The sequence below is a fragment of the Pseudomonas sp. 22085 genome, from assembly GCF_052045815.1.
GTDB lineage: Bacteria > Pseudomonadota > Gammaproteobacteria > Pseudomonadales > Pseudomonadaceae > Aquipseudomonas > Aquipseudomonas glycinae.
Genome location: NZ_JBQEQA010000024.1, coordinates 25026 through 47327, shown reverse-complemented (window position 1 = coordinate 47327; position 22302 = coordinate 25026). Strand labels below are relative to the sequence as shown.

The window sequence follows — 22302 nt, the reverse complement described above, 5'->3', positions numbered from 1 at the left end:
GCGCAATCGGTAACAAAAATCCGTCCAAAAAAATAACGCTCTCCGCCAGCCCAGTAAAACCGGGGCTTCCAGCGCAGTCAGTTTTTCGACGACTGTTAGACGATGTCTGTAACCCTCCGTAACACCACCGACTTTTGGCACTACATAACCGTAAAAAAAGCGCTGGTTTTTATGGTTACCACTACATTTTTCTCAAACAGCGCAGATAGACGCATCCTGCAACTGACAGGCGGCACCGGACGCCGCTACAATTACCGACTTTGTCGCAACGCCTGGAGCTCAACCTTCCGTGCCTGTTCTGCGTCTACCGCTTCTCCCTGCTGCGGCAGGTAAACAGCACTGGGGCAACCTCCCCGGTGCCGCCCTGAGCCTGGCGATTGCCGAGGCTGCCAGCGCTGCCAAGCGCTTCACGCTGCTTTTGACCGCCGACAGCCAGAGTGCCGAACGGCTGGAGCAGGAGCTGAGTTTCTTCGCCCCGGATTTGCCGGTGCTGCATTTCCCGGACTGGGAAACCCTGCCCTACGATCTGTTTTCGCCGCACCAGGACATCATCTCCCAGCGCATCGCCAGCCTTTATAGACTGCCGGAGCTGGAACATGGCGTGCTGGTAGTGCCGATCACCACCGCCCTGCATCGCCTGGCGCCGACCAAATTCCTGCTCGGCAGCAGCCTGGTACTGGATGTCGGGCAAAAACTCGATGTCGAGCAAATGCGCTCGCGGCTCGAAGCCAGCGGCTATCGCTACGTCGACACGGTTTACGAACACGGCGAGTTCACGGTGCGTGGCGCGTTGATCGACCTGTTCCCGATGGGCAGCAAACTGCCGTATCGCATCGATCTGTTCGACGACGAAATCGAAACCCTGCGCACCTTCGATCCGGAAAACCAGCGCTCCATCGACAAGGTCGATTCGGTCAAGCTGCTGCCGGCCAAGGAATTCCCGCTGCAGAAAGACGCGGTCACGCGCTTCAAGGCGCGCTTTCGGGAGCGTTTCGACGTGGACTTCCGTCGCTGCCCGATCTTTCAGGACCTGAGCAGCGGCATCACACCGGCCGGTATCGAGTACTACCTGCCGCTGTTCTTCGAAGAAACCTCGACGCTGTTCGATTACCTGCCGCAGGACACGCAAGTGTTCTCGCTGCCGGGCATCGAGCAGGCGGCGGAAAACTTCTGGAACGATGTGCGCAATCGGTATGAAGAACGCCGCGTCGATCCATCGCGACCTTTATTGCCTCCGGCCGAACTGTTCCTGCCGGTGGAAGACTGCTTTGCCCGCCTGAAGAACTGGCCGCGGGTGGTCGCCAGTCAGCAGGACGTGGAAACCGGCGCCGGCCGCGAGCGCTTTCCGGCGCAGGCCTTGCCGAATCTGGCGATCGAAGCCAAGGCTACCCAGCCGCTGGCCGCGCTGTCGGCATTCCTCGACGAATTCCCCGGACGCGTGCTGTTTACCGCCGAATCCGCAGGCCGCCGCGAAGTGCTGCTGGAGCTGCTGGACCGCCTGAAGCTGCGACCGAAAACCGTCGACAGCTGGCCGGACTTCGTTGCGAGCAAGGATCGCCTGGCGATCACCATCGCCCCGCTCGACGAAGGCCTGATGCTCGACGACCCGGCGCTGGCACTGGTCGCGGAAAGTCCGCTGTTCGGCCAGCGCGTGATGCAGCGTCGCCGTCGCGAAAAACGCGCCGACGCCAACAACGATGCGGTGATCAAGAACCTCACCGAGCTGCGCGAAGGCGCGCCGGTGGTGCACATCGACCACGGCGTCGGCCGTTATCTCGGCCTGACGATTCTGGAAATCGACAATCAGGCTGCCGAATTCCTGACCCTCGAATACGCCGAGAACGCCAAGCTCTACGTGCCGGTGGCCAACCTGCATCTGATCGCCCGTTACACCGGCAGCGACGATGCGCTGGCCCCGCTGCACCGCCTCGGCTCCGAAACCTGGCAGAAAGCCAAGCGCAAGGCCGCCGAGCAAGTGCGCGACGTCGCTGCCGAATTGCTCGACATCTATGCCCGCCGCGCCGCCCGCGAAGGTTATGCGTTCGCCGACCCGAAGGCCGATTACGCAACCTTCAGCGCCGGTTTCCCGTTCGAAGAAACACCGGATCAGCAATCCACCATCGAAGCCGTGCGCGAGGACATGCTTTCGCCGAAACCGATGGATCGCCTGGTCTGCGGCGACGTCGGTTTCGGCAAGACCGAAGTCGCCATGCGCGCCGCGTTCATCGCGGTGCACGGCGGCAAGCAAGTGGCGATCCTGGTGCCGACCACCCTGCTCGCCCAGCAGCACTACAACAGTTTCCGCGACCGTTTCGCCGACTGGCCGGTGACCGTGGAAGTGATGAGCCGATTCAAGTCGGCCAAGGAAGTGAACGCTGCGGTGGCCGAACTGGCCGAAGGCAATATCGACATCGTCATCGGCACCCACAAGCTGCTGCAGGACGACGTCAAAATCAAAAACCTTGGACTGGTGATCATCGACGAAGAGCACCGCTTCGGTGTCCGTCAGAAGGAACAGCTCAAGGCCCTGCGCAGCGAAGTCGACATTCTTACGCTGACCGCCACGCCGATTCCGCGCACGCTGAACATGGCGGTGTCGGGCATGCGCGACCTGTCGATCATCGCCACGCCACCGGCGCGACGCCTGTCGGTGCGCACCTTCGTCATGGAGCAGAACAAGAGCACGGTCAAAGAGGCTTTGCTGCGCGAGCTGCTGCGTGGCGGTCAGGTTTACTACCTGCACAACGACGTGAAGACCATCGAGAAGTGCGCCGCTGACCTCGCCGAACTGGTGCCGGAAGCGCGGATCGGCATCGGCCACGGGCAGATGCGCGAGCGCGAACTCGAACAGGTGATGAGCGACTTCTACCACAAGCGCTTCAACGTGCTGATCGCCTCGACCATCATCGAGACCGGCATCGACGTGCCGAGCGCCAACACCATCATCATCGAGCGTGCCGACAAGTTCGGCCTGGCGCAGTTGCACCAGTTGCGCGGTCGTGTTGGTCGTAGCCACCACCAGGCTTACGCCTACCTCCTGACCCCGCCACGCCAGCAAATTACTGGTGACGCGGAAAAACGTCTGGAGGCGATTGCCAATACTCAGGATCTGGGTGCCGGTTTCGTGCTGGCCACCAACGATCTGGAAATCCGTGGCGCCGGCGAATTGCTGGGCGACGGTCAGAGCGGGCAGATTCAGGCTGTCGGCTTCACGCTGTACATGGAAATGCTCGAGCGCGCGGTGAAGTCGATCCGCAAGGGCGAGCAGCCGAACCTCGACCAACCGCTCGGCGGTGGCCCGGAAGTCAACCTGCGGGTGCCGGCGCTGATTCCGGAAGATTACCTGCCGGACGTTCACGCACGCCTGATCCTGTACAAACGCATCGCTTCGGCCACCGACGAGGAAGGTCTGAAGGATCTGCAGGTCGAGATGATTGACCGCTTTGGTCTGCTGCCGGAGCCGACCAAGAATCTGGTGCGCATCACGGCGCTTAAATTGCAGGCCGAGCAGTTGGGCATCAAGAAAGTCGATGGCGGCCCGCAAGGTGGCCGTATCGAGTTCGCGGCGCAGACGCCGGTCGATCCGATGACCCTGATCAAACTGATCCAGAGCCAGCCGAAACGCTACAAATTCGAAGGCGCCACGATGTTCAAGTTCCAGGTGCCGATGGAGCGCCCGGAAGAGCGCTTTAATACTGTGGAGGCGTTGTTCGAACGCCTCATCCCGAAAACTGCTTGAAGGACGCCGCATGCGCCTGTTTCGCTCTCTGACTTTGCTACTGACGCTCGTAGCACCGACGGCGTTTGCCGATGACCTGTATCAGGTCGAAATGATTCTGGTACGCCAGAACGCCGTGCCGGCAATTGTCAGCCGCGCCGCACCGGAAGACTGGGCGGCCGGCGCGCAACGCCTGGGCGATGACAGCAAACGCACCCCGGCGCTGAACGACGTTGTGACCAAACTCACCGCCAGCGGCGAGTACAGCGTGCTGATGCACAAAGCCTGGCAGCAGACGCTCGGCGAGACGCCGGCGAAGGTTGCAGTCAGCGAAGGTCAGGAGCAGTTCGGCCAATTCCCGATCGAAGGCACGATTGAAATGAAGCTCGGGCGCTTTACCGACGTGAACGCCGATTTCTGGGTCAACCAGATCGACGCCAACGGCATGGTCACCGCCAGCGAGCGCCTTAAACAGGACAGCCACACCAAGAACGGCCAACTCAACTACCTCGACAACGGCCATCTGGCCCTGCTGATCAAGATCACTTCACTGACGGCGCCCGCGCCTCGGGAAGCGCCTGAAGTCGTTCCGGACTGATCGAAGTCCTTATGCCCCCGCCACTGAGTAAACCGCTGGCCTCCTCCTGGGTCAGCCGATTCAAGGAACAAAGCCTGGAGCGTGGCCGTCGCTACGCGCTGGAAAACCGGGTGCGATTCGTGCAGGTCGGCGACGCGACCATTACCGCCAGCTGCGAAGGCTCTGGCGGTAACGTCTACCGTCAGACGATTCATCTGCGTGAGTCGGCCAAAGGCACGTTGCTGATGGTCGACGCCACATGCACCTGCCCGGTGCACAGCAACTGCAAACATTGCGCGGCGGTGTTGCTGCAAGTGCAGGAAACCCTCGAATACCCCGCTGCTGCCAAAGACGCTGAACTGCTGGAAAAACTCCAGGCCGTGCTGGAAAACCGCAGCCCGAAAGCGCCGCCGCAAGTGCTGGTGGACAATGTGCAGCCAGTGCCGCGCCTGTGGCTGGCCAGCGTCGAGTTCAGCGCGTTCGAGCCGCGCAACGGCAAGATGCAGCGTTACATCCAGCACCGTGCGGCGCTGTCCTTCAGTTACCTCGACGAATACGTCAGCGGGCAGAAAAACAGCGACATCCTGATTCGCCAGGAAGCCCAGACCCTGCGGGTCAAACGGCATCCGGACGTCGAACAGAGCTACCGCGAGCAGCTGCGAATTCTCGGTTTTCGCATCGCCACCCGGCAGAGCAAGGCCCTGCCGGAAAGCGCCGGCGAACTCTACGAGATGGTCAACGACAGCGCGTGGCTGACCTTCACCCTCAACGATCTGCCGAAGCTGCGCACCCAAGGTTGGGAGCTATTGATCGACGATGAGTTCGGTTTCGACCTGACCGCCGTCGACGATTGGTACGCCACCGTCGAGCAGACGCCGGAACGCGACTGGTTCGATCTGGAGCTGGGGATCATCGTCAACGGCGAGCGCCTGAGCCTGCTGCCGATCCTGCTCAACCTGATGCGTTCGCACACGGAAATCCTCAACCCGGAACGTCTCGCCCGCCGTCGCGACGATGAACTGATTCTGGTGAACATCCCGCAACGCAACAGCGAGCACGGGCCATTGCAGGTCGCCCTGCCCCTTGGCCGGCTGAAGCCGGTGCTGGCGACCCTTGGCGAGTTTTATTTGCAGGAGCCGGGCGAAACCACCCTGCGCCTGAGCAAGGCCGACGCCACACGCCTGAACTCGCTGGAAGGCATTCCCCTGCTCTGGGAAGGTGGCGAGCAGATCCGCAGCTTCGCCCAACGCTTGCGCGACATCCGCGACTACAGCGCCGAAACACCGAAGGGGCTTAATGCGACGCTGCGCCCTTATCAGCTCGAAGGCTTGAGCTGGATGCAGTCGTTGCGGCAACTGGAGGTCGGCGGGATTCTCGCGGACGACATGGGCCTGGGTAAAACCCTACAGACGCTGGCGCACATTCTCAGCGAGAAAAACGCAGGGCAACTGGATCGACCCTGCATGGTGGTGATGCCTACCAGCCTGATCCCCAACTGGCTGGACGAAGCGGCGCACTTCACTCCACAACTCAAGGTTGTCGCCCTGTACGGTGCCAGCCGTAAAAAGCATTTCGAGCATCTGGCCGATTACGACCTGATCCTCACCACTTATGCGCTGCTGCCCAAGGATGTCGAACGTCTGGCCCAGCAGCCGCTGCACGTACTGGTGCTGGACGAAGCGCAGTACATCAAGAACCCGAACAGCAAAGCCGCCCAGGCTGCCCGTGACCTCAATGCGCGTCAGCGTCTGTGCCTGAGCGGGACGCCGCTGGAAAATCACCTGGGCGAACTGTGGTCGCTGTTTCACTTCCTGCTGCCCGGATGGCTCGGCGACGTCAAAAGCTTCAACGCCGATTACCGTGTGCCGATCGAAAAACGCGCCAGCGAAGTCAGACTTCAGCACCTCAACGGTCGGATCAAACCGTTCCTGCTTCGTCGCACCAAGGAACAGGTTGCGACCGAGCTGCCGCCGAAAACCGAGATCATCCACTGGGTCGAGCTCAACGAGGCCCAGCGCGACGTGTACGAAACCATGCGCCTGGCCATGGATAAAAAGGTTCGCGACGAGATCACTCGCAAAGGCGTGGCGCGCAGCCAGATCATCATTCTTGAAGCGCTGCTCAAGCTGCGCCAGGTCTGTTGCGATTTGCGCCTGGTCAACGACGCCACCCTGCCCGCCCGCGGCAGCACCTCGGGCAAGCTCGACAGCCTGATGGAAATGCTTGAGGAGTTGTTTGAGGAAGGTCGGCGGATTCTGCTGTTTTCGCAGTTCACTTCGATGCTGACACTGATCGAGGACGAGCTGAAAAAACGCAATGTCGCGTATGCGCTGCTGACGGGACAGACCCGTGACCGGCGCACCCCGGTGAAGGAATTCCAGAGCGGCAAGCGTCAGATTTTTCTCATCAGCCTGAAGGCTGGTGGTGTGGGCCTGAACCTGACAGAAGCGGACACGGTGATTCACTACGATCCGTGGTGGAACCCGGCGACCGAGAATCAGGCAACCGACCGCGCCTATCGCATTGGTCAAGAGAAGCCGGTGTTCGTTTACAAGATGATTGCCCGGGGCACGGTCGAGGAGAAAATTCAGCTTCTGCAGCGGGAGAAATCCGACCTGGCGGCCGGCGTGCTGGATGGGCGCAAGGCCGGGGACTGGAAGTTGCAGAGTGATGATATCGAGGCGCTGTTTGCGCCGTTGCCGGACAAGTTTGAAAAGCGCTGAGATCTTTATCGGCTATCAGATCGATTCGCGGGCAAGCCCGCTCCCACAGGTTTAGCGTGACCTCTGTGGGAGCGGGCTTGCCCGCGAAAGGCTCGACTCGGTTTCGAGCCAGACTCAGCCCTTGAGCACGCGCGCCAACGTAGACTTCACCTTGCCCATGCCATCGTGCAACGCCTGCTCGATCTCAGCCATGGTGATCACTTCAGTGGTCTTGCCCGCAGCCGGGTTCACCACCAGCGACAGACAGGCGTAATCCAGATCCAGCTCACGGGCCAGCGCCGCTTCCGGCATGCCGGTCATGCCGACGATGTCGCAACCGTCACGTTCAAGACGCACGATTTCAGCAACGGTTTCCAACCGCGGGCCCTGGGTGCAGGCGTAAACGCCCTGATCGCTGTACTCGCAACCTTCGGCGGCCAACGCAGCAATCAGTTGCTGACGCAGCGGTTCGCTGTAGGGAAAGCTGAAGTCGATGTGAGTGACATGTTCCAGGTCATCGGCGAAATAGGTGTGCTCGCGACCACTGGTGTAGTCCACGATCTGATGCGGCACGCAGAAATGCCCAGTGCCCATTGCAGGATGGATTCCGCCCACGGCGTTGACCGCGATGATCGCTTCGGCCCCGGCCTGCTTCAACGCCCAAAGGTTGGCGCGGTAGTTGACCTTGTGCGGCGGGAAGCGATGCGGGTGACCGTGACGAGCGAGGAACAGCACTTCCTTGCCGGCGTATTCGCCAATCTGAACCTCGGCCGATGGCGCACCATAAGGCGTATCCACCGCCAGCGACTGACGAATGCTCAGGCCTTCCAGCTGGGTCAGGCCGGTGCCGCCAATGATTGCGTAAACCGTCATAGCGAAAAATCCTTAATCGATCAGTTGAGCGTCTTTGAGCGCGCCGACAGCGGTCAGCCAGCGCGGATCCTGACGGTATTCGGTATTGGCGAATGCCTGACCGCGCATGCGTGCGATGCGCGGCGACGGCTTGACCTTCATGCGCTGCGCGGCGCTCAGGGCAAGTTCAGCGGCGGCGCGGTCGTTGCACACCAGACCCATGTCGCAACCGGCACTGAGTGCCGCTTCGATACGGCTGGCGGCGTCGCCGACCACATGAGCGCCGGCCATCGACAGGTCGTCGCTGAAGATCACGCCATCGAACTGCAGCTCGCCGCGCAGGATGTCCTGCAACCAGCGCCGGGAGAATCCGGCGGGCTGTGCGTCGACTTGCGGATAAATAACGTGGGCGGGCATGACGGCGGCCAGTTGCTTGCTGAGTCTGGCGAACGGCACGAGGTCGTTGGCGCGGATCTCTTCAAGGCTGCGCTCGTCGTTGGGGATTGCGACGTGGGAGTCGGCTTCCGCCCAGCCGTGGCCAGGGAAATGCTTGCCGGTGGCGGCCATGCCGGCGCTGTTCATGCCTTTGATGAACGCGCCGGCGAGTAGCGCGGCGCGCTCCGGGTCACCTTCGAACGAGCGGGTGCCGACGACGGCGCTGCGCTGGTAATCCAGATCCAGTACCGGCGCGAAGCTCAGATCGAGTCCGACGGCCAGCACTTCGGTGGCCATGATCCAGCCGCATTGTTCGGCCAGGTATTCGGCGTTCGGGTTATCTGCGATGGCGCGCATGGCTGGCAAACGGACGAAGCCCTGACGCAGACGCTGAACGCGACCGCCCTCCTGGTCCACAGCGAGCAGCAAGTCCGGACGAATGGCCCGGATCGCCGCGCTCAGCTCGCGCACCTGACGCGGATGCTCGATGTTGCGAGCAAAGATGATCAGGCCGCCCACTTCGGGCTGGCGCAACAATTGGCGATCTTCGGCCGTCAGCCAGGTACCGGCGACGTCCACCATCAACGAGCCTTGCAGGCCAGCAGTCATAGAGATTCCTTGAAAACGAAAAACCCGTCGCCCACGAAACCACCACCTGGGGCATTGCCCGGCGGGTCGGTGATTTCAATGAGAAACGGGTTCAGAACGAGAGTCGACATGGGCGGCTAGCTTAGCGGATGTCAGCTGCCGCGCCCACCCATGGAGGGTTAAACCTTGGCAGGTGCCGGCGCGGATTTACTGCGTGGCCGCAACTGCGCTGTAGCCATCGCAGCATCGGTGACACCGGTTTCGGCACGCATGCCGGCCGCCAGGAACGGCACCATCAGACGCATCACCTGCTCGATGGAGGTGTTGACGCCGAAGTCGGTCTCGGCAATCGCACGCAGGGCCTTGATACCCGACATGCTGAATGCTGCGGCACCGAGCATGAAGTGCACACGCCAGAACAGTTCGATCGGAGGAATGCGCGGCGCGGCTTCGTTCACCAGCAACATGTAGCGACGGAATACCTTGCCATACATGTCTTCCAGATACCGACGCAGGTGGCCCTGGCTCTGACTGAAGGCCAGCCCAAGCAAACGCATGAAGATTGATAGATCATTGCCGCTGCGTGGCTGTACCACCAGCGCCTGCTCGACGAGGATTTCCAGCAGTTCTTCGAGCGAAGGCTTGTTCTCTGGCTTGGCTTGGCGGCGCTCCAGCTCTTTGTCGAGGCTGATGCAGAACGGACCGAGGAAGCGCGAGAAAACCGCCTGGATGAGCGCCTTCTTCGAGCCGAAGTGATAGTTCACCGCAGCGAGGTTGACCCCTGCCTTGCTGGTGATCAGACGCAATGAGGTTTCAGCGAAACCTTTTTCCGCGAACAGCTGTTCTGCAGCATCAAGAATGCGTTCAACGGTTTCCGACTGGGCCATGGCTACTCCGCCTGACAAACACTTGTTTGAAACATACGTTTCAGCCCATGCCTTGTCAAGCCTGCCCGTTCGTTTTGGGAATGGTCGGTCAGATATTTAACCACAACAAGGACGCGACATTAATCGGCGTCGTCACTGACCGTCCGGCGGCATGGCAAAAAACGATCATTGCCAAGACCGCTTCACTGTATATAATCCCAGTCACTGTATAAAAAGACAGAGCGATCAATATGCTTAAGCTGACGCCACGCCAAGCCGAGATTCTGGCCTTTATCAAACGCTGCCTCGAAGACAACGGCTACCCGCCGACCCGTGCGGAAATCGCTCAGGAACTGGGTTTCAAGTCACCCAATGCGGCCGAAGAGCACCTCAAGGCACTCGCCCGCAAAGGCGCGATCGAGATGACCCCCGGCGCCTCTCGCGGCATTCGTATTCCCGGCTTCGAAGCCAAGGTCGACGAATCCACCCTGCCGATCATCGGTCGAGTGGCTGCCGGCGCGCCGATTCTCGCCCAACAACACATCGAAGAGTCCTGCAACATCAACCCGGCCTTCTTTCATCCGCGTGCCGACTACCTGTTGCGCGTTCATGGCATGAGCATGAAGGACATCGGCATTTTCGACGGTGATCTGCTGGCGGTTCATACCACTCGCGAGGCACGCAACGGTCAGATCGTGGTTGCGCGGATCGGCGACGAAGTCACCGTCAAACGCTTCAAGCGTGACGGCAGCAAAGTCTGGCTGATTGCCGAAAACCCCGAGTTCGCCCCCATCGAAGTCAACCTGAAAGATCAGGAACTGGTGATCGAAGGCTTGAGTGTCGGCGTTATCCGCCGCTAAAGGAGGCTTTATGCAGTTCCCACACGTACCTCAGCAAACACAACTGCCGTTGTTCGAAGCGTTTCTGGCGCAACCGCTCGCCCCCATCCTCAAAGATGTCGTCGAGCGTCCGTGGAATCCCGAACCCGAAACGTTCAGTGAGCTGTCACTGCGCGGCGCGGCCGGGAACTGCCTGAACCTGCTGGCGCCTATTCTTCGCGAATTGAGTGATGATCAGGACGCACGCTGGCTGACCTTGATTGCACCACCAGCGAGTCTGACCCAGACCTGGCTGCGTGACGCCGGATTGAATCGCGAACGCATCCTGCTCCTGCAACCGCGCGGCGCTCAAAGCGCTCAGCAACTGGCCTGCGAAGCATTACGCCTGGGCCGCAGCCACACAGTCGTCACGTGGCTGAACCCGCTGAGCGCAGGATCACGGCAACAGCTGATCAGCGCCGCCCGTACCGGGGACGCTCAAAGCCTGAACATTCGTTTGGGGTGATTCAGCAACAATGTGCGCCATGTAAAGCGCAGGGCTTCTCCAGGGATAGAGAAGCCGATCTAGGGCAGTAACTGACAGACAGCGTATCAATGAAGAACCCGCGGCCCCTCATCCTTATCGAATTCGCCTTCAACCATACGTCCTGCCATTTGCACGCCAACGCTCAACATCGCTTTGGCAATTTCAACGTGCTGGCCCTGCAGAAACGCCTTGGCATCCTCGGAGAAATCCAGAGTCACCAGAGAACCCTCGTCCTCGGCCCTGCGCAGTTCGATTCGGCCGTCTGGTAGCTCGACAATTTCTAGAAAGGACGTTGGCATATGGGTCTGTTCTCCACGAAAGGCAGGGATTATATAGACATCATTCAGGCTTCGCTCGGGATCTTGACCAGCAGCACGCCTCTCGTCGCCGCCAGTCCAAAGTTCCTCAGCACTCGTTCAAGCCTTCACGGAAGCGGATCGCCAACCCCTTGAGGTTCTGCCGCCAGCTCTCGAGCTCTTCGCGGCTCAACTCTTCAATCACTTCTTTTTCATCCAGATTCACCGCCTGAATCAATGGTTGCGTCACATCGCCCTTCGGCTTGTGTGGCACCCGTGGCGGCTGGAACAGCGCCGAGTGCGCGGCCAGCAATTTAGCCAGCCAGGTCTCCGGATTGCCTGCCAGCTCGATCATCTCCGCCAGCTCAGGAATGGCAATCGACTCCAGCACTTCGCGGGTCAGCAAGGCTTCCGCCCGCGACGCATTGGCTTGCGGCAGACGATAGAAGCCGGCGATTTCATGACACAGCCCCAACAACGCACCGTAGAGATGAAACAGTGCGGATTCGCGCCCGGCCTGAATCAGCGCCAGCGAGTTCATCGCCCGCCCCTCTTCGGCCCTGGCCAGCGCTTCCAGCGACAAACCCGCGAAATAGATCTTCTGATTGGTACGGGTATAGAGTTCGTGGGCCATGTCGGCACTCTCCACAACGAAATAATTGCTTCACACAGGCCGGACAGTGTCATGGATCAGCCGATCCGACCGCAAGCTTTAAACAAAAAGGCCGCATGAAAACCCTAAGGTTGTCATGCGGCCTTTTGATGTGTTGGGCCGACAGCATCAGCCCAACACAAGGTCAGAGTCAGCTCAAGCCTTGGCTTTCGCCGGACGCTTGTCCTCGACCGTCCACTTGCCACCGTCAAAGAACGCTTTCCAGCCAGTCGGCTTGCCGTCGACTTCGGTCTGAACGTATTGCTCCTTGGTCTTGCGGCTGTAGCGGATCACGGCTGGCAGGCCATCCGGATCCTTCTGTGGCGCTTCGCACAGGAAGTGGTACTTCGGATCGATTTCGTCCTTGTGCGGCAGAATCTCGATCACCAGCGGAGCACGGGTCTCGCGGTTTTTCGGGAACTGGCTGGCCGCCAGGAACAGGCCGGACGCACCGTCGCGCAGGATGTAGGTGTCGTTGACCTTTTCGCATTTCAGCTCAGGCATCTTCACCGGATCCATCTTCGGCGGCGCCGCGTCACCGCTCTTCAGCAGCTTGCGGGTGTTCTTGCAGGTCGGATTGGTGCAACCGAAGAACTTGCCGAAACGGCCGGTCTTGAGCTGCATCTCGCTGCCGCACTTGTCGCATTCCAGGCTCGGACCTTCGTAGCCTTTGATGCGGTAGCTGCCTTCTTCGACTTCGTAGCCTGCGCAATCCGGGTTGTTACCGCAGATGTGCAGCTTGCGCTTCTCGTCGAGCAGGTAGGCGTCCATCGCCGTGCTGCAGATCGGGCAGCGGTGCTTGCCGCGCAGTACCAGGGATTCCGACTCACCTTCGTCGTCCGCCGCGATTTCATCGCCCGGCACCAGATTGACGGTGGCCTTGCAGCGCTCTTTCGGCGGCAGGCTGTAGCCCGAGCAGCCGAGGAACACGCCAGTCGAGGCAGTACGAATCTGCATCGGACGGCCGCAAGTGGTGCACGGAATGTCGGTCATCACCGGCTGGTTGGCACGCATGCCAGCTTCTGGGTTTTCAGCCACTTCGAGTTTTTTCTTGAAGTCGCCGTAGAACTCGTCCAGCACGTTTTTCCAGTCGCGCTCGCCCTGGGCCACGTCATCGAGGTTCTCTTCCATGCCGGCGGTGAAGCCGTAGTCCATGAGATTCGAGAAGCTTTCCGACAGACGCTCGGTAACGATATCGCCCATCTTTTCCGAATAGAAACGACGGTTGTGCAGGGTCACGTAGCCGCGATCCTGAATGGTCGAGATGATCGCTGCGTAGGTTGAAGGACGACCGATGCCACGCTTTTCCATTTCCTTCACCAGGCTGGCTTCCGAATAACGGGCCGGCGGCTTGGTGAAGTGCTGGGACGGATCGAGCTTGATCAGCTTCATCACGTCGCCCTGCGCCATGTCCGGCAGAACATCATCGTCGCCAGGCTTGGTGATTTGCGGCAGCACGCGGGTGTAACCGTCGAACTTCAGGATGCGGCCCTTGGCACGCAGCTCGAAGTCACCGGCAGCGACACTGACGGTGGTCGACAGATACTGCGCCGGCAGCATCTGGCAAGCCAGGAACTGACGCCAGATCAGCTCGTAGAGGCGCTCGGCGTCGCGCTCCATGCCGGCCAACTTGGCTGGCGTGGTGTTGGCGTCGGAAGGTCGAATCGCTTCGTGAGCCTCTTGTGCGCCTTCCTTGCTGCTATAGACGTTCGGCGACTCCGGCAGGTACTTCTTGCCGAACTCGGTTTCGATGTAGTCGCGCGCCATCGCCACGGCATCAGCCGAGAGGTTGGTCGAGTCGGTACGCATATAAGTGATGTAGCCGGCTTCATAGAGACGCTGGGCCATCATCATGGTTTTCTTCACGCCGAAGCCCAGGCGATTGCTCGCGGCCTGTTGCAGCGTGGAAGTAATGAATGGTGCCGACGGCTTGCTGCTGGTCGGTTTGTCTTCACGTTTGACGATGCTGTAGCTGGAGGACTTGAGCTTTTCCAGGGCCGCGGTGGCCTGGGCTTCGTTCAGCGGCTTGAAGGCTTCGCCTTTCTCGCGAGCCACTTCGAAACGCACGGTCGAGCCTTTGGCGGTGCCGAGGTCGGCATGCACTTCCCAGTACTCTTCCGGGTTGAACGCACGAATCTCACGCTCACGCTCGACCACCAGCTTCACGGCAACCGATTGCACGCGGCCGGCGGACAGGCCACGGGCGATCTTGGCCCACAGCAGCGGCGAAACCATGTAGCCGACAACGCGGTCGAGGAAACGACGGGCCTGCTGCGCGTTCACTCGATCGATGTCGAGTTCGCCCGGCTCCGAGAAGGCTTCCTGAATCGCCTTCTTGGTGATTTCGTTGAACACCACGCGCTTGTAGCGGCTGTCGTCGCCACCGATGGCTTCGCGCAGGTGCCAGGCAATGGCTTCCCCCTCGCGATCCAAGTCGGTTGCGAGATAGATGGTGTCAGCATCCTTGGCGAGCCGGCGCAGCTCTTCGATGACCTTTTCCTTGCCCGGGAGGATCTCGTACTTGGCTTTCCAGCCGTGCTCGGGATCGACCCCCATGCGCGAGACCAGCTGCTTGCGCGCCTTCTCTTTCGGCGACAGCGCTGGCGCTTCGCCCGCAGCAGCCTTGCCGCGCTTGGCGGCAGGCTCCTTGCTGGCGCTAGCCGAACCGCTGGTGGGCAGGTCTCGGATATGGCCGATACTCGACTTCACCACGTATTGGTTGCCCAGATACTTGTTGATGGTCTTGGCCTTAGCCGGGGATTCCACAATGACCAGCGATTTGCCCATGGATCAGAAAATTCCTGAATTCTAGAAGTGAAAGGCGGTTGGCGCCTGACGCGGCACCGCTATATATAGTGGCTACAAGGTGAGGTCAAGCGCAGGGTTTTGCGCGCACTCGCCTTATGGCTTCGAAAAAAGGCTCGGTTCGGCTTGCACCAAAGCAAAGCGTGGGACCTGCTCCCCGTCAACCTCGACGGACTCCAGGAACATGCTCAAGGGACGTACCCAAAAGCCGTAATCGCCATACAGGGCTTGGTAAAAGACCACTTCTTCTTCAGTCTCGGAATGCCGCGCGACACTGAATACGCGGTACTGCGGACCTTTGTAATGTTGGTAGAGCCCAGGTTGTATCGGCATGCTTCGGCCCTCACTCAAATTTTTTCAAAATAAAAACAAAAATAAATCCGCAAAAACAAAAACCGGGGCACTTGGCCCCGGCTTCCATCGACGAGACGCTTAAACGCGTTCGAAGACGGTGGAGATGCCTTGGCCGAGGCCAATGCACATGGTGGCCACCCCGAAGGTGCCGCCATTCTGCTTCATCACGTTCAGCAACGTGCCGGAAATACGGGCACCGGAGCAACCGAACGGGTGACCCAGGGCGATCGCGCCGCCGTGCAGGTTAACCTTCTCATTCATCTTGTCGAGCACTTTCAGGTCTTTCAGCACTGGCAGGGCCTGTGCGGCGAACGCTTCATTGAGCTCGAAGAAGTCGATATCGTTGATACCCAGGCCGGCACGTTTCAGTGCTTTCTGAGTAGCCGGTACCGGACCATAGCCCATGATGGCCGGGTCCACACCCGCTACCGCCATCGAGCGAATCACGGCCAGAGGCTGGATACCCAGGTCCTGTGCACGCTGTGCCGACATCACGATCATGCACGAAGCACCATCGGTGATCTGCGACGAAGTACCGGCGGTCACGGTGCCGCCCTTTGGATTGAATGCCGGTTTCAGAGCCGCCAGACTTTCCAGGGTGGTTTCCGGACGAATGGTTTCGTCGTAGTCGAAGGTTTTGAGGAAACCGTTCTCGTCGTAACCCTGCATCGGGATGATTTCGTCCTTGAACTTGCCCTCCACAGTCGCCTTGTGGGCCAACTGGTGGGAACGCACGCCAAAGGCGTCCTGCTGTTCGCGAGTGATGCCGTGCATTTTGCCCAGCATTTCAGCGGTCAGGCCCATCATGCCCGAGGCTTTCGCCGCGTACAGGGACATGTGCGGGTTCGGATCGACACCGTGCATCATGCTCACGTGACCCATATGCTCGACGCCACCAACCACGAACACGTCACCGTTGCCGGTCATGATCGCTTGCGCAGCAGTGTGCAGCGCACTCATCGACGAGCCGCACAGACGGCTGACGGTCTGGCCGGCCGAGGTGTGCGGGATCTGGGTCATCAGCGACGCCATGCGCGCGATGTTCCAGCCCTGTTCCAGGGTCTGGTTCACACAGCCCCAGATCACGTCCTCGACTTCGGCAGGATCGACCTTGGTGTTGCGTTCCAGCAGTTTGCTGATCAGGTGCGCCGACATGTCTTCGGCGCGGGTGTTGCGGTGCATGCCGCCCTTGGAGCGGCCCATCGGAGTACGACCGAAGTCGACAATCACGACGTCTCTAGGATTCAAGCTCATAAGTTCACTCTCACTCTAGTTGGGGGCGCTTAACCGAAGAAGCTCTGGCCGTTCTTGGCCATTTCGCGCAGCTTCGCGGTCGGGTGGTACAGCGCGCCCAAATCAGCGTACTGGTCGGCCAGGGCAACGAACTCGGCAACACCGATCGAGTCGATGTAGCGCAGCGCACCGCCACGGAATGGAGGGAAACCAATACCGTAGACCAGACCCATGTCGGCTTCGGCGGCGGTTTCGACGATGCCGTCTTCCAGGCAACGCACGGTTTCCAGGCACAGCGGGATCATCATCCAGTTGATGATGTCCTCGTCAGTGACTTCGCGCTGCTCGTAGACGATCGGCTTGAGCACTTCCAGTACCGACGGGTCGGCGACTTTCTTCTGCTTGCCTTTCTTGTCGGCCTCGTAGGCGTAGAAGCCCTTGCCGTTCTTCTGACCCAGACGTTTGGCTTCGTAAAGCACGTCGATGGCCGAACGACGGTCGTCCTTCATGCGGTCCGGGAAGCCTTCAGCCATTACGTCACGACCGTGGTGACCGGTGTCGATGCCGACCACGTCCATCAGGTATGCCGGGCCCATCGGCCAGCCGAATTTTTCCATGATCTTGTCGATACGGACGAAGTCCACACCGGCGCTGACCAGTTTGGCGAAACCGCCGAAGTACGGGAACAGGACGCGGTTGACCAGGAAGCCCGGGCAGTCGTTGACGACGATCGGGTTCTTGCCCATTTTCTTGGCATAGGCAACGGTGGTGGCGATGGCCAGCTCGCTGGACTTCTCGCCACGGATCACTTCCACCAGCGGCATCATGTGCACCGGGTTGAAGAAGTGCATGCCGACGAAGTTTTCCGGACGCTTGAGGGCCTTGGCCAGCAGGCTGATGGAAATGGTCGAAGTGTTGGACGCGAGGATGGTGTCCTCTTTGACTTGAGCTTCGACTTCCGCCAGAACGGCTTGCTTGACCTTCGGGTTCTCGACCACGGCCTCAACGACCAGGTCGACGTGACCGAAATCGCCGTAGGACAGCGTAGGGCGAATGCCGTTGAGCACTTCAGCCATCTTCGCGGCAGTCATGCGGCCTTTATCAACGCGACCGACCAGCAGCTTGGCGGCTTCCGCCAGACCTTGCTCGATGCCGTGCTCGTTGATGTCCTTCATCAGGATCGGCGTACCTTTGGAAGCCGACTGATAGGCGATACCGCCACCCATGATGCCGGCGCCCAGTACGGCAGCCTGCTTCACGTCCTTGGCGATTTCGTCGTAGGCCTTGGCCTTTTTCTTCAGTTCCTGATCGTTCAGGAACAGACCGATCAAGCTCTGCGCGGCAGAGGTCTTGGCCAGTTTCACGAAACCTGCGGCTTCGACCTCCAGCGCCTTGTCGCGACCGAAGTTCGCGGCTTTCTGGATGGTCTTGATCGCTTCGACAGGGGCCGGGTAGTTCGGACCGGCCTGGCCAGCCACGAAACCTTTGGCGGTTTCGAAAGCCATCATTTGTTCAATGGCGTTCAGCTTGAGCTTTTCCAGCTTCGGCTGACGCTTGGCCTTGTAGTCGAACTCGCCGGAGACGGCGCGCTTGATCAGCTCAAGGGCGGCATCCTGCAGCTTTTCGGGAGCAACCACGGCATCGACGGCGCCGACTTTCAGCGCGTCTTCAGGACGGTTTTCCTTGCCGGCGGCAATCCACTCGATGGCGTTGTCGGCACCGATCAGACGCGGCAGACGCACGGTACCACCGAAGCCCGGGTAGATGCCCAGCTTGACTTCCGGCAGACCGATCTTGGCCTTGGTGGACATGACGCGGTAGTCCGCTGCCAGGCACATTTCCAGACCGCCACCCAGAGCGATGCCATTGATCGCGGCGACGGTCGGAACGTTGAGGTCTTCGAAATCGCTGAAGATCTTGTTGGCTTCGAGATTGCCAGCAACCAGCTCGGCATCCGGCAGCTTGAAGTTGTCGACAAATTCGGTGATGTCGGCGCCGACGATGAACACGTCCTTGCCACTGCTGACGATCACGCCCTTGATCGAAGCATCTGCCTTGATGGTGTCTACGGCCTGACGCAGTTCGTTCAGGGTAAGACGGTTGAACTTGTTGACGGACTCACCCTTGAGGTCGAATTTCAATTCGACGATGCCACTTTCAAGAGCTTTAACCGTGATGGCTTTACCTTCGTAAATCATCAACTGATCTCCACGATATGGAAGCTGAACAGTACACGTCGGACGCAGGCAAATGGCTCGGCAGGACGTTTTTTCGTCGATGCTGACACCCATCCACCCGGCACACCCGCCAACGCGATAGTCGGGATTCTGTAGGAGCAGTCTGCAATACAAACGCTCAATTCATACGCCCGTTTGATTTGGGTACGCCACCTTCACGGAATTTCCGACAATTGTCAATCGCCCTAAATACGGGTTGAAATGCGACTTTGCGGTCATTTCTGTAGGACGCAGCCCGGCCACACATGCTTGCATGTGAGGGCATTCATAAGATTAATAGTTAGAAAAGTCGCCCTAATTCACCGCAAGCCTTGTTTAACAGGCTACGCTGGCTGGACTACGAAGGAAAACAGGTGCACGTTTGCTGACCGGATCACTCCGGGTCAACGCCAAGAAGAATTTCCGGCCTGCCTGGCCAACCCCGCCCGATGAATCATGTCGGGCTTTTTATTGCGCGTCTGCCGGACGTTTCGCACCGTTGCAGCGCGAAAAGTCCGTGAGTCATGCCAGCGCTTTCAGCGTGGCATCAATTTCCAGCAAAACCGAAGCGTCACCCTTCTCGCCCCAATAGAGCGCGATCATCTGCTTGTCCGCCTCGACCTTGAAAACGTTGCCCGGCAATTTTTCGAAATGATTGAGCAGCAGCGGATCCTCACAGACTTCCTGCCACTGATTCACCCAAACCCCCGGCGATTTCTGCCAATACGCCCAGCACGCCGGCTGCTTGCCACGGCGTGGCCGATGGTATTGCGCGCACGGGTTTGGCGGCTCCTGGCTCAGCCAGTGCGGCCACTCTTGAGGTGCCAGCTGCATGGCCAGCCCGATACGCCGGGCCTCCGTGCGCAAGGCTATCCGGCCACTCTGTGCACGGGACGGACGCAACCACGCCAGTGGACTCAACACCACCAGCAGGATTGACACCACCAGCCAGACCGTCATATCTCTACTCCCGAATCTTGATGAGCCCATTGCGTCACTTTGGAACCAATGCGCTTGAAACCAGCCATACTTACCAATATTGATCCCTCACGAGGAGCACCTCATGCCCTACCACCATGTCCTGGTCGCCGTAGATCTGACCGAAGAGTGCGACCCTGTGATCCACCGCGCCCGAGAGCTGTCGGTGAGCAATGGCGCCAAGTTGTCACTGGTGCATATCGTCGAACCGATGGCCATGGCCTTTGGCGGTGACGTGCCGATGGATCTGTCACAACTGCAACAGCAGCAGTTCGATCAGGCCAAGGAACGTCTCGAACGCCTGAAGCACAAATACACCGAACTCGAAGGCGCCAACTGCCATCTGACCTACGGCCAGCCACGTCAGGAAATCCACCATTTCGCCAAGGAACAGGGCTGCGACCTGATCGTGGTCGGCAGCCATGGCCGGCATGGTCTGGCGCTGTTGCTGGGCTCGACCGCCAATGACGTGCTGCACGGCGCACCTTGCGATGTGCTGGCGGTGCACCTGGTCAAACGCTGATCCCAGGCACTTGAAAAAAAACTAAAAAAGCCCGGCGCCCATCACTGGACGCCGGGCTTTTTCATGCCTGGAAACAATCAGGCGTCCAGCTCGGCCCAACGCTCCACCAGCGCATCCAGCTCAGCCTGCAACTGCTCCAGAGAAGCAATCACCTTGGCCGTCTCGGCCGGCGGACGCTGATAGAAGCCGGCCTCGGCCATTTCAGCCTCAACAGCAGCAATCTGCTGCTCCTTGGCATCGATGTCGCCCGGCAGCGCTTCCAGCTCGCGCTGAAGCTTGTAGCTCAGCTTCTTTTTCGCAGCCGGGGCCGCAGCAACCGGCGCGGCAACCGGAGCCGGTTCGGCAGTGACCACCGCCGAATTCAGGTCAGCCTTGCCGGATTTGCTTTCGGTCACGCCCAGCAGACGCGGCGAGCCGCCCTGACGGATCCAGTCCTGATAGCCGCCGACGTATTCGCGAACCTTGCCTTCACCTTCGAAGACCAGGGTGCTGGTAACCACGTTGTCGAGGAATGCCCGGTCGTGGCTGACCATCAGCACCGTGCCGTTGAAGGTCAGCAGCACTTCTTCGAGCAGCTCGAGGGTTTCCACGTCGAGGTCGTTGGTCGGTTCGTCGAGTACCAGCAGGTTCGCCGGCTTGCTGAACAATTTGGCCAGCAACAGTCGCGCACGCTCGCCACCGGACAACGCCTTCACCGGCGTGCGGGCACGCTGCGGGCTGAACAGGAAGTCGCCGAGGTAACTCAGCACGTGGCGGCTCTGGCCGTCGATATCGATGAAGTCGCGACCTTCGGCGACGTTGTCGATCACGGTCTTCTCCAGATCCAGCTGATGGCGCAACTGGTCGAAGTAGGCCACGTCGATCCTGGTGCCCTCCTCCACTTTGCCGCTGGTCGGTTGCAGACCGCTGAGCATCAGCTTCAGCAAAGTGGTTTTGCCGGTACCGTTGGCACCGAGCAGGCCGATCCGGTCACCACGTTGCAGCACCATGGAGAAATCGCGGATCAGGAACGGACCGCCCGGATGCGCGAAGCTCACGTTATCCAGCACCATCACCTGCTTGCCGGACTTCTCCGCGGTTTCCAGCTGGATGTTGGCCTTGCCGGTGCGCTCACGACGCTCACTGCGCTCCACACGCAATGCTTTCAGCGCACGTACGCGACCTTCGTTACGGGTGCGACGGGCCTTGATGCCTTGGCGAATCCACACTTCTTCCTGGGCCAGACGCTTGTCGAACAGCGCGTTGGCGGTTTCTTCGGCGGCCAGCGCGGCTTCTTTGTGAACGAGGAAACTGGCGTAGTCGCCGTTCCAGTCGATCAGGCCGCCGCGATCCAGTTCAAGGATGCGGGTGGCGAGGTTTTGCAGGAAAGAACGGTCGTGCGTGATGAACAGCACGGCGCCCTGGAAATCCTTCAGTGCTTCTTCAAGCCAGGCAATCGCACCGATGTCCAGGTGGTTGGTTGGCTCGTCGAGCAGCAGCAGGTCCGGCTCGGACACCAGCGCCTGCGCCAGCAACACGCGACGACGCCAGCCGCCGGACAGTTCGGCGAGGGTCTTGTCGGCCGGCAGTTGCAGGCGGCTCAGGGTGCTGTCGACCAGGGTCTGCAAGCGCCAGCCATCGCGGGCTTCAAGGTCGTGCTGGACGTGCATCAGTTTGTCCAGATCGGCGTCGGTGACGATATTCTGGCTCAGGTGGTGGTATTCGGCGAGCAAGGCACCCACGCCGTCGAGGCCTTCGGCGACCACATCGAACACTGTCCGCTCGTCGGCCACCGGCAATTCCTGCGGCAATTCACCGATTTTCAGACCGGGGGCACGCCACACCGAGCCGTCATCAGGCTTCTGGTCGCCCTTGACCAGTTTCATCATGCTGGATTTGCCAGTGCCGTTGCGGCCGATGATGCACACCCGCTCACCACGGGCGATCTGCCAGGACACCTTGTCCAACAACGGCATCGCGCCGAATGCAAGGGACACATCGCTGAATTTGAGCAGGGTCATGAGCTTCTCCAAAAACCGGGGGCGCATTCTACCTGAATCGGGGCCCGAGCAGGCCGGCAATTTCGCCGCTGACGCACTCTGCACAACATTTGTTGCGAACTTGTGCTGCGAGGCCGGCAAAGCTTTCGCCGCCTGCTGGCAA

The 22302-nt window shown here is 60.1% G+C and carries 17 protein-coding genes; 6 read left to right on the top strand and 11 right to left on the bottom strand.

All coding sequences use genetic code 11. From position 1 onward, the window contains the following. Nucleotides 1-289 precede the first annotated feature (289 nt). Genes mfd through ACTJK7_RS24770 form a run of 3 tightly spaced genes read left to right on the top strand, consistent with a single transcriptional unit; the run spans nt 290 to nt 7018 of the window. On the top strand, nt 290-3739 hold the full coding sequence (mfd, locus tag ACTJK7_RS24780) for a transcription-repair coupling factor (protein WP_108562849.1): 3450 nt from the start codon (nt 290-292) through the stop codon (nt 3737-3739). A gap of 10 nt (nt 3740-3749) precedes the next feature. Further along, complete coding sequence (locus ACTJK7_RS24775; RefSeq protein WP_007953029.1) at nt 3750-4316, top strand: CsiV family protein; 567 nt, start codon at nt 3750-3752, stop codon at nt 4314-4316. An 11-nt stretch (nt 4317-4327) separates the two neighbouring features. After that, nucleotides 4328-7018 carry an SNF2-related protein gene (locus tag ACTJK7_RS24770; protein ID WP_440780717.1) on the top strand — a complete coding sequence of 897 codons (2691 nt, stop codon included), beginning with the start codon at nt 4328-4330 and terminating at the stop codon, nt 7016-7018. Between the two features lie 114 nt (nt 7019-7132). Here the strand turns inward: ACTJK7_RS24770 and ACTJK7_RS24765 are convergent, their stop codons facing one another. The 3 genes from ACTJK7_RS24765 to ACTJK7_RS24755 all read right to left on the bottom strand — a co-directional run bounded on the left by ACTJK7_RS24765 (nt 7133) and on the right by ACTJK7_RS24755 (nt 9759). Next, nucleotides 7133-7870 (bottom strand): S-methyl-5'-thioinosine phosphorylase, encoded by a 738-nt coding sequence (locus ACTJK7_RS24765; protein WP_007953033.1) that lies wholly within the window; start codon nt 7868-7870, stop codon nt 7133-7135. Between the two features lie 12 nt (nt 7871-7882). Further along, entirely contained in the window at nt 7883-8881 is a 999-nt protein-coding gene (gene nagZ / locus ACTJK7_RS24760; protein ID WP_169432674.1) for a beta-N-acetylhexosaminidase, read from the bottom strand. 170 nt (nt 8882-9051) lie between these two features. Then, entirely contained in the window at nt 9052-9759 is a 708-nt protein-coding gene (locus ACTJK7_RS24755; RefSeq protein ID WP_064381100.1) for a TetR/AcrR family transcriptional regulator, read from the bottom strand. Nucleotides 9760-9989: 230 nt separating this feature from the next. Here ACTJK7_RS24755 and lexA point away from each other — a divergent pair, with 230 nt between their 5' ends. Both lexA and sulA read left to right on the top strand, forming a co-directional pair. Beyond that, nucleotides 9990-10598, top strand: coding sequence for a transcriptional repressor LexA (gene lexA / locus ACTJK7_RS24750; RefSeq protein ID WP_007953044.1), 609 nt, complete (start codon nt 9990-9992; stop codon nt 10596-10598). A gap of 10 nt (nt 10599-10608) precedes the next feature. Next, nucleotides 10609-11082, top strand: coding sequence for an SOS-induced cell division inhibitor SulA (sulA, locus tag ACTJK7_RS24745; protein WP_064381103.1), 474 nt, complete (start codon nt 10609-10611; stop codon nt 11080-11082). Between the two features lie 86 nt (nt 11083-11168). Here sulA and ACTJK7_RS24740 read toward each other — a convergent pair whose 3' ends face one another. The 7 genes from ACTJK7_RS24740 to ACTJK7_RS24710 all read right to left on the bottom strand — a co-directional run bounded on the left by ACTJK7_RS24740 (nt 11169) and on the right by ACTJK7_RS24710 (nt 19619). Further along, entirely contained in the window at nt 11169-11402 is a 234-nt protein-coding gene (locus ACTJK7_RS24740) for a hypothetical protein (protein WP_007953047.1), read from the bottom strand. A 106-nt stretch (nt 11403-11508) separates the two neighbouring features. Further along, nucleotides 11509-12033 carry a DUF6586 family protein gene (locus tag ACTJK7_RS24735; RefSeq protein ID WP_108562851.1) on the bottom strand — a complete coding sequence of 175 codons (525 nt, stop codon included), beginning with the start codon at nt 12031-12033 and terminating at the stop codon, nt 11509-11511. 174 nt (nt 12034-12207) lie between these two features. Continuing rightward, complete coding sequence (topA, locus tag ACTJK7_RS24730; RefSeq protein ID WP_108562852.1) at nt 12208-14838, bottom strand: type I DNA topoisomerase; 2631 nt, start codon at nt 14836-14838, stop codon at nt 12208-12210. A gap of 114 nt (nt 14839-14952) precedes the next feature. Then, nucleotides 14953-15189 (bottom strand): DUF1653 domain-containing protein, encoded by a 237-nt coding sequence (locus tag ACTJK7_RS24725; protein WP_007953059.1) that lies wholly within the window; start codon nt 15187-15189, stop codon nt 14953-14955. A 99-nt stretch (nt 15190-15288) separates the two neighbouring features. Then, complete coding sequence (gene fadA, locus ACTJK7_RS24720) at nt 15289-16464, bottom strand: acetyl-CoA C-acyltransferase FadA (RefSeq protein ID WP_007953060.1); 1176 nt, start codon at nt 16462-16464, stop codon at nt 15289-15291. 29 nt (nt 16465-16493) lie between these two features. Then, nucleotides 16494-18641 (bottom strand): fatty acid oxidation complex subunit alpha FadB, encoded by a 2148-nt coding sequence (fadB, locus tag ACTJK7_RS24715; protein ID WP_064381107.1) that lies wholly within the window; start codon nt 18639-18641, stop codon nt 16494-16496. 540 nt (nt 18642-19181) lie between these two features. Beyond that, complete coding sequence (locus ACTJK7_RS24710; protein ID WP_064381109.1) at nt 19182-19619, bottom strand: hypothetical protein; 438 nt, start codon at nt 19617-19619, stop codon at nt 19182-19184. Between the two features lie 103 nt (nt 19620-19722). On the opposite strand from ACTJK7_RS24710, the gene ACTJK7_RS24705 reads away from it, so the two are divergent. Further along, a complete protein-coding gene (locus ACTJK7_RS24705; protein WP_064381112.1) occupies nt 19723-20160 on the top strand; it encodes a universal stress protein in 438 nt (145 codons plus the stop codon). 77 nt (nt 20161-20237) lie between these two features. On the opposite strand, the gene ACTJK7_RS24700 is transcribed toward ACTJK7_RS24705, so the two are convergent. After that, nucleotides 20238-22160: an ATP-binding cassette domain-containing protein gene (locus tag ACTJK7_RS24700; protein WP_064381114.1), complete on the bottom strand. Its 1923-nt coding sequence runs from the start codon at nt 22158-22160 to the stop codon at nt 20238-20240. Nucleotides 22161-22302: the final 142 nt, after the last annotated feature.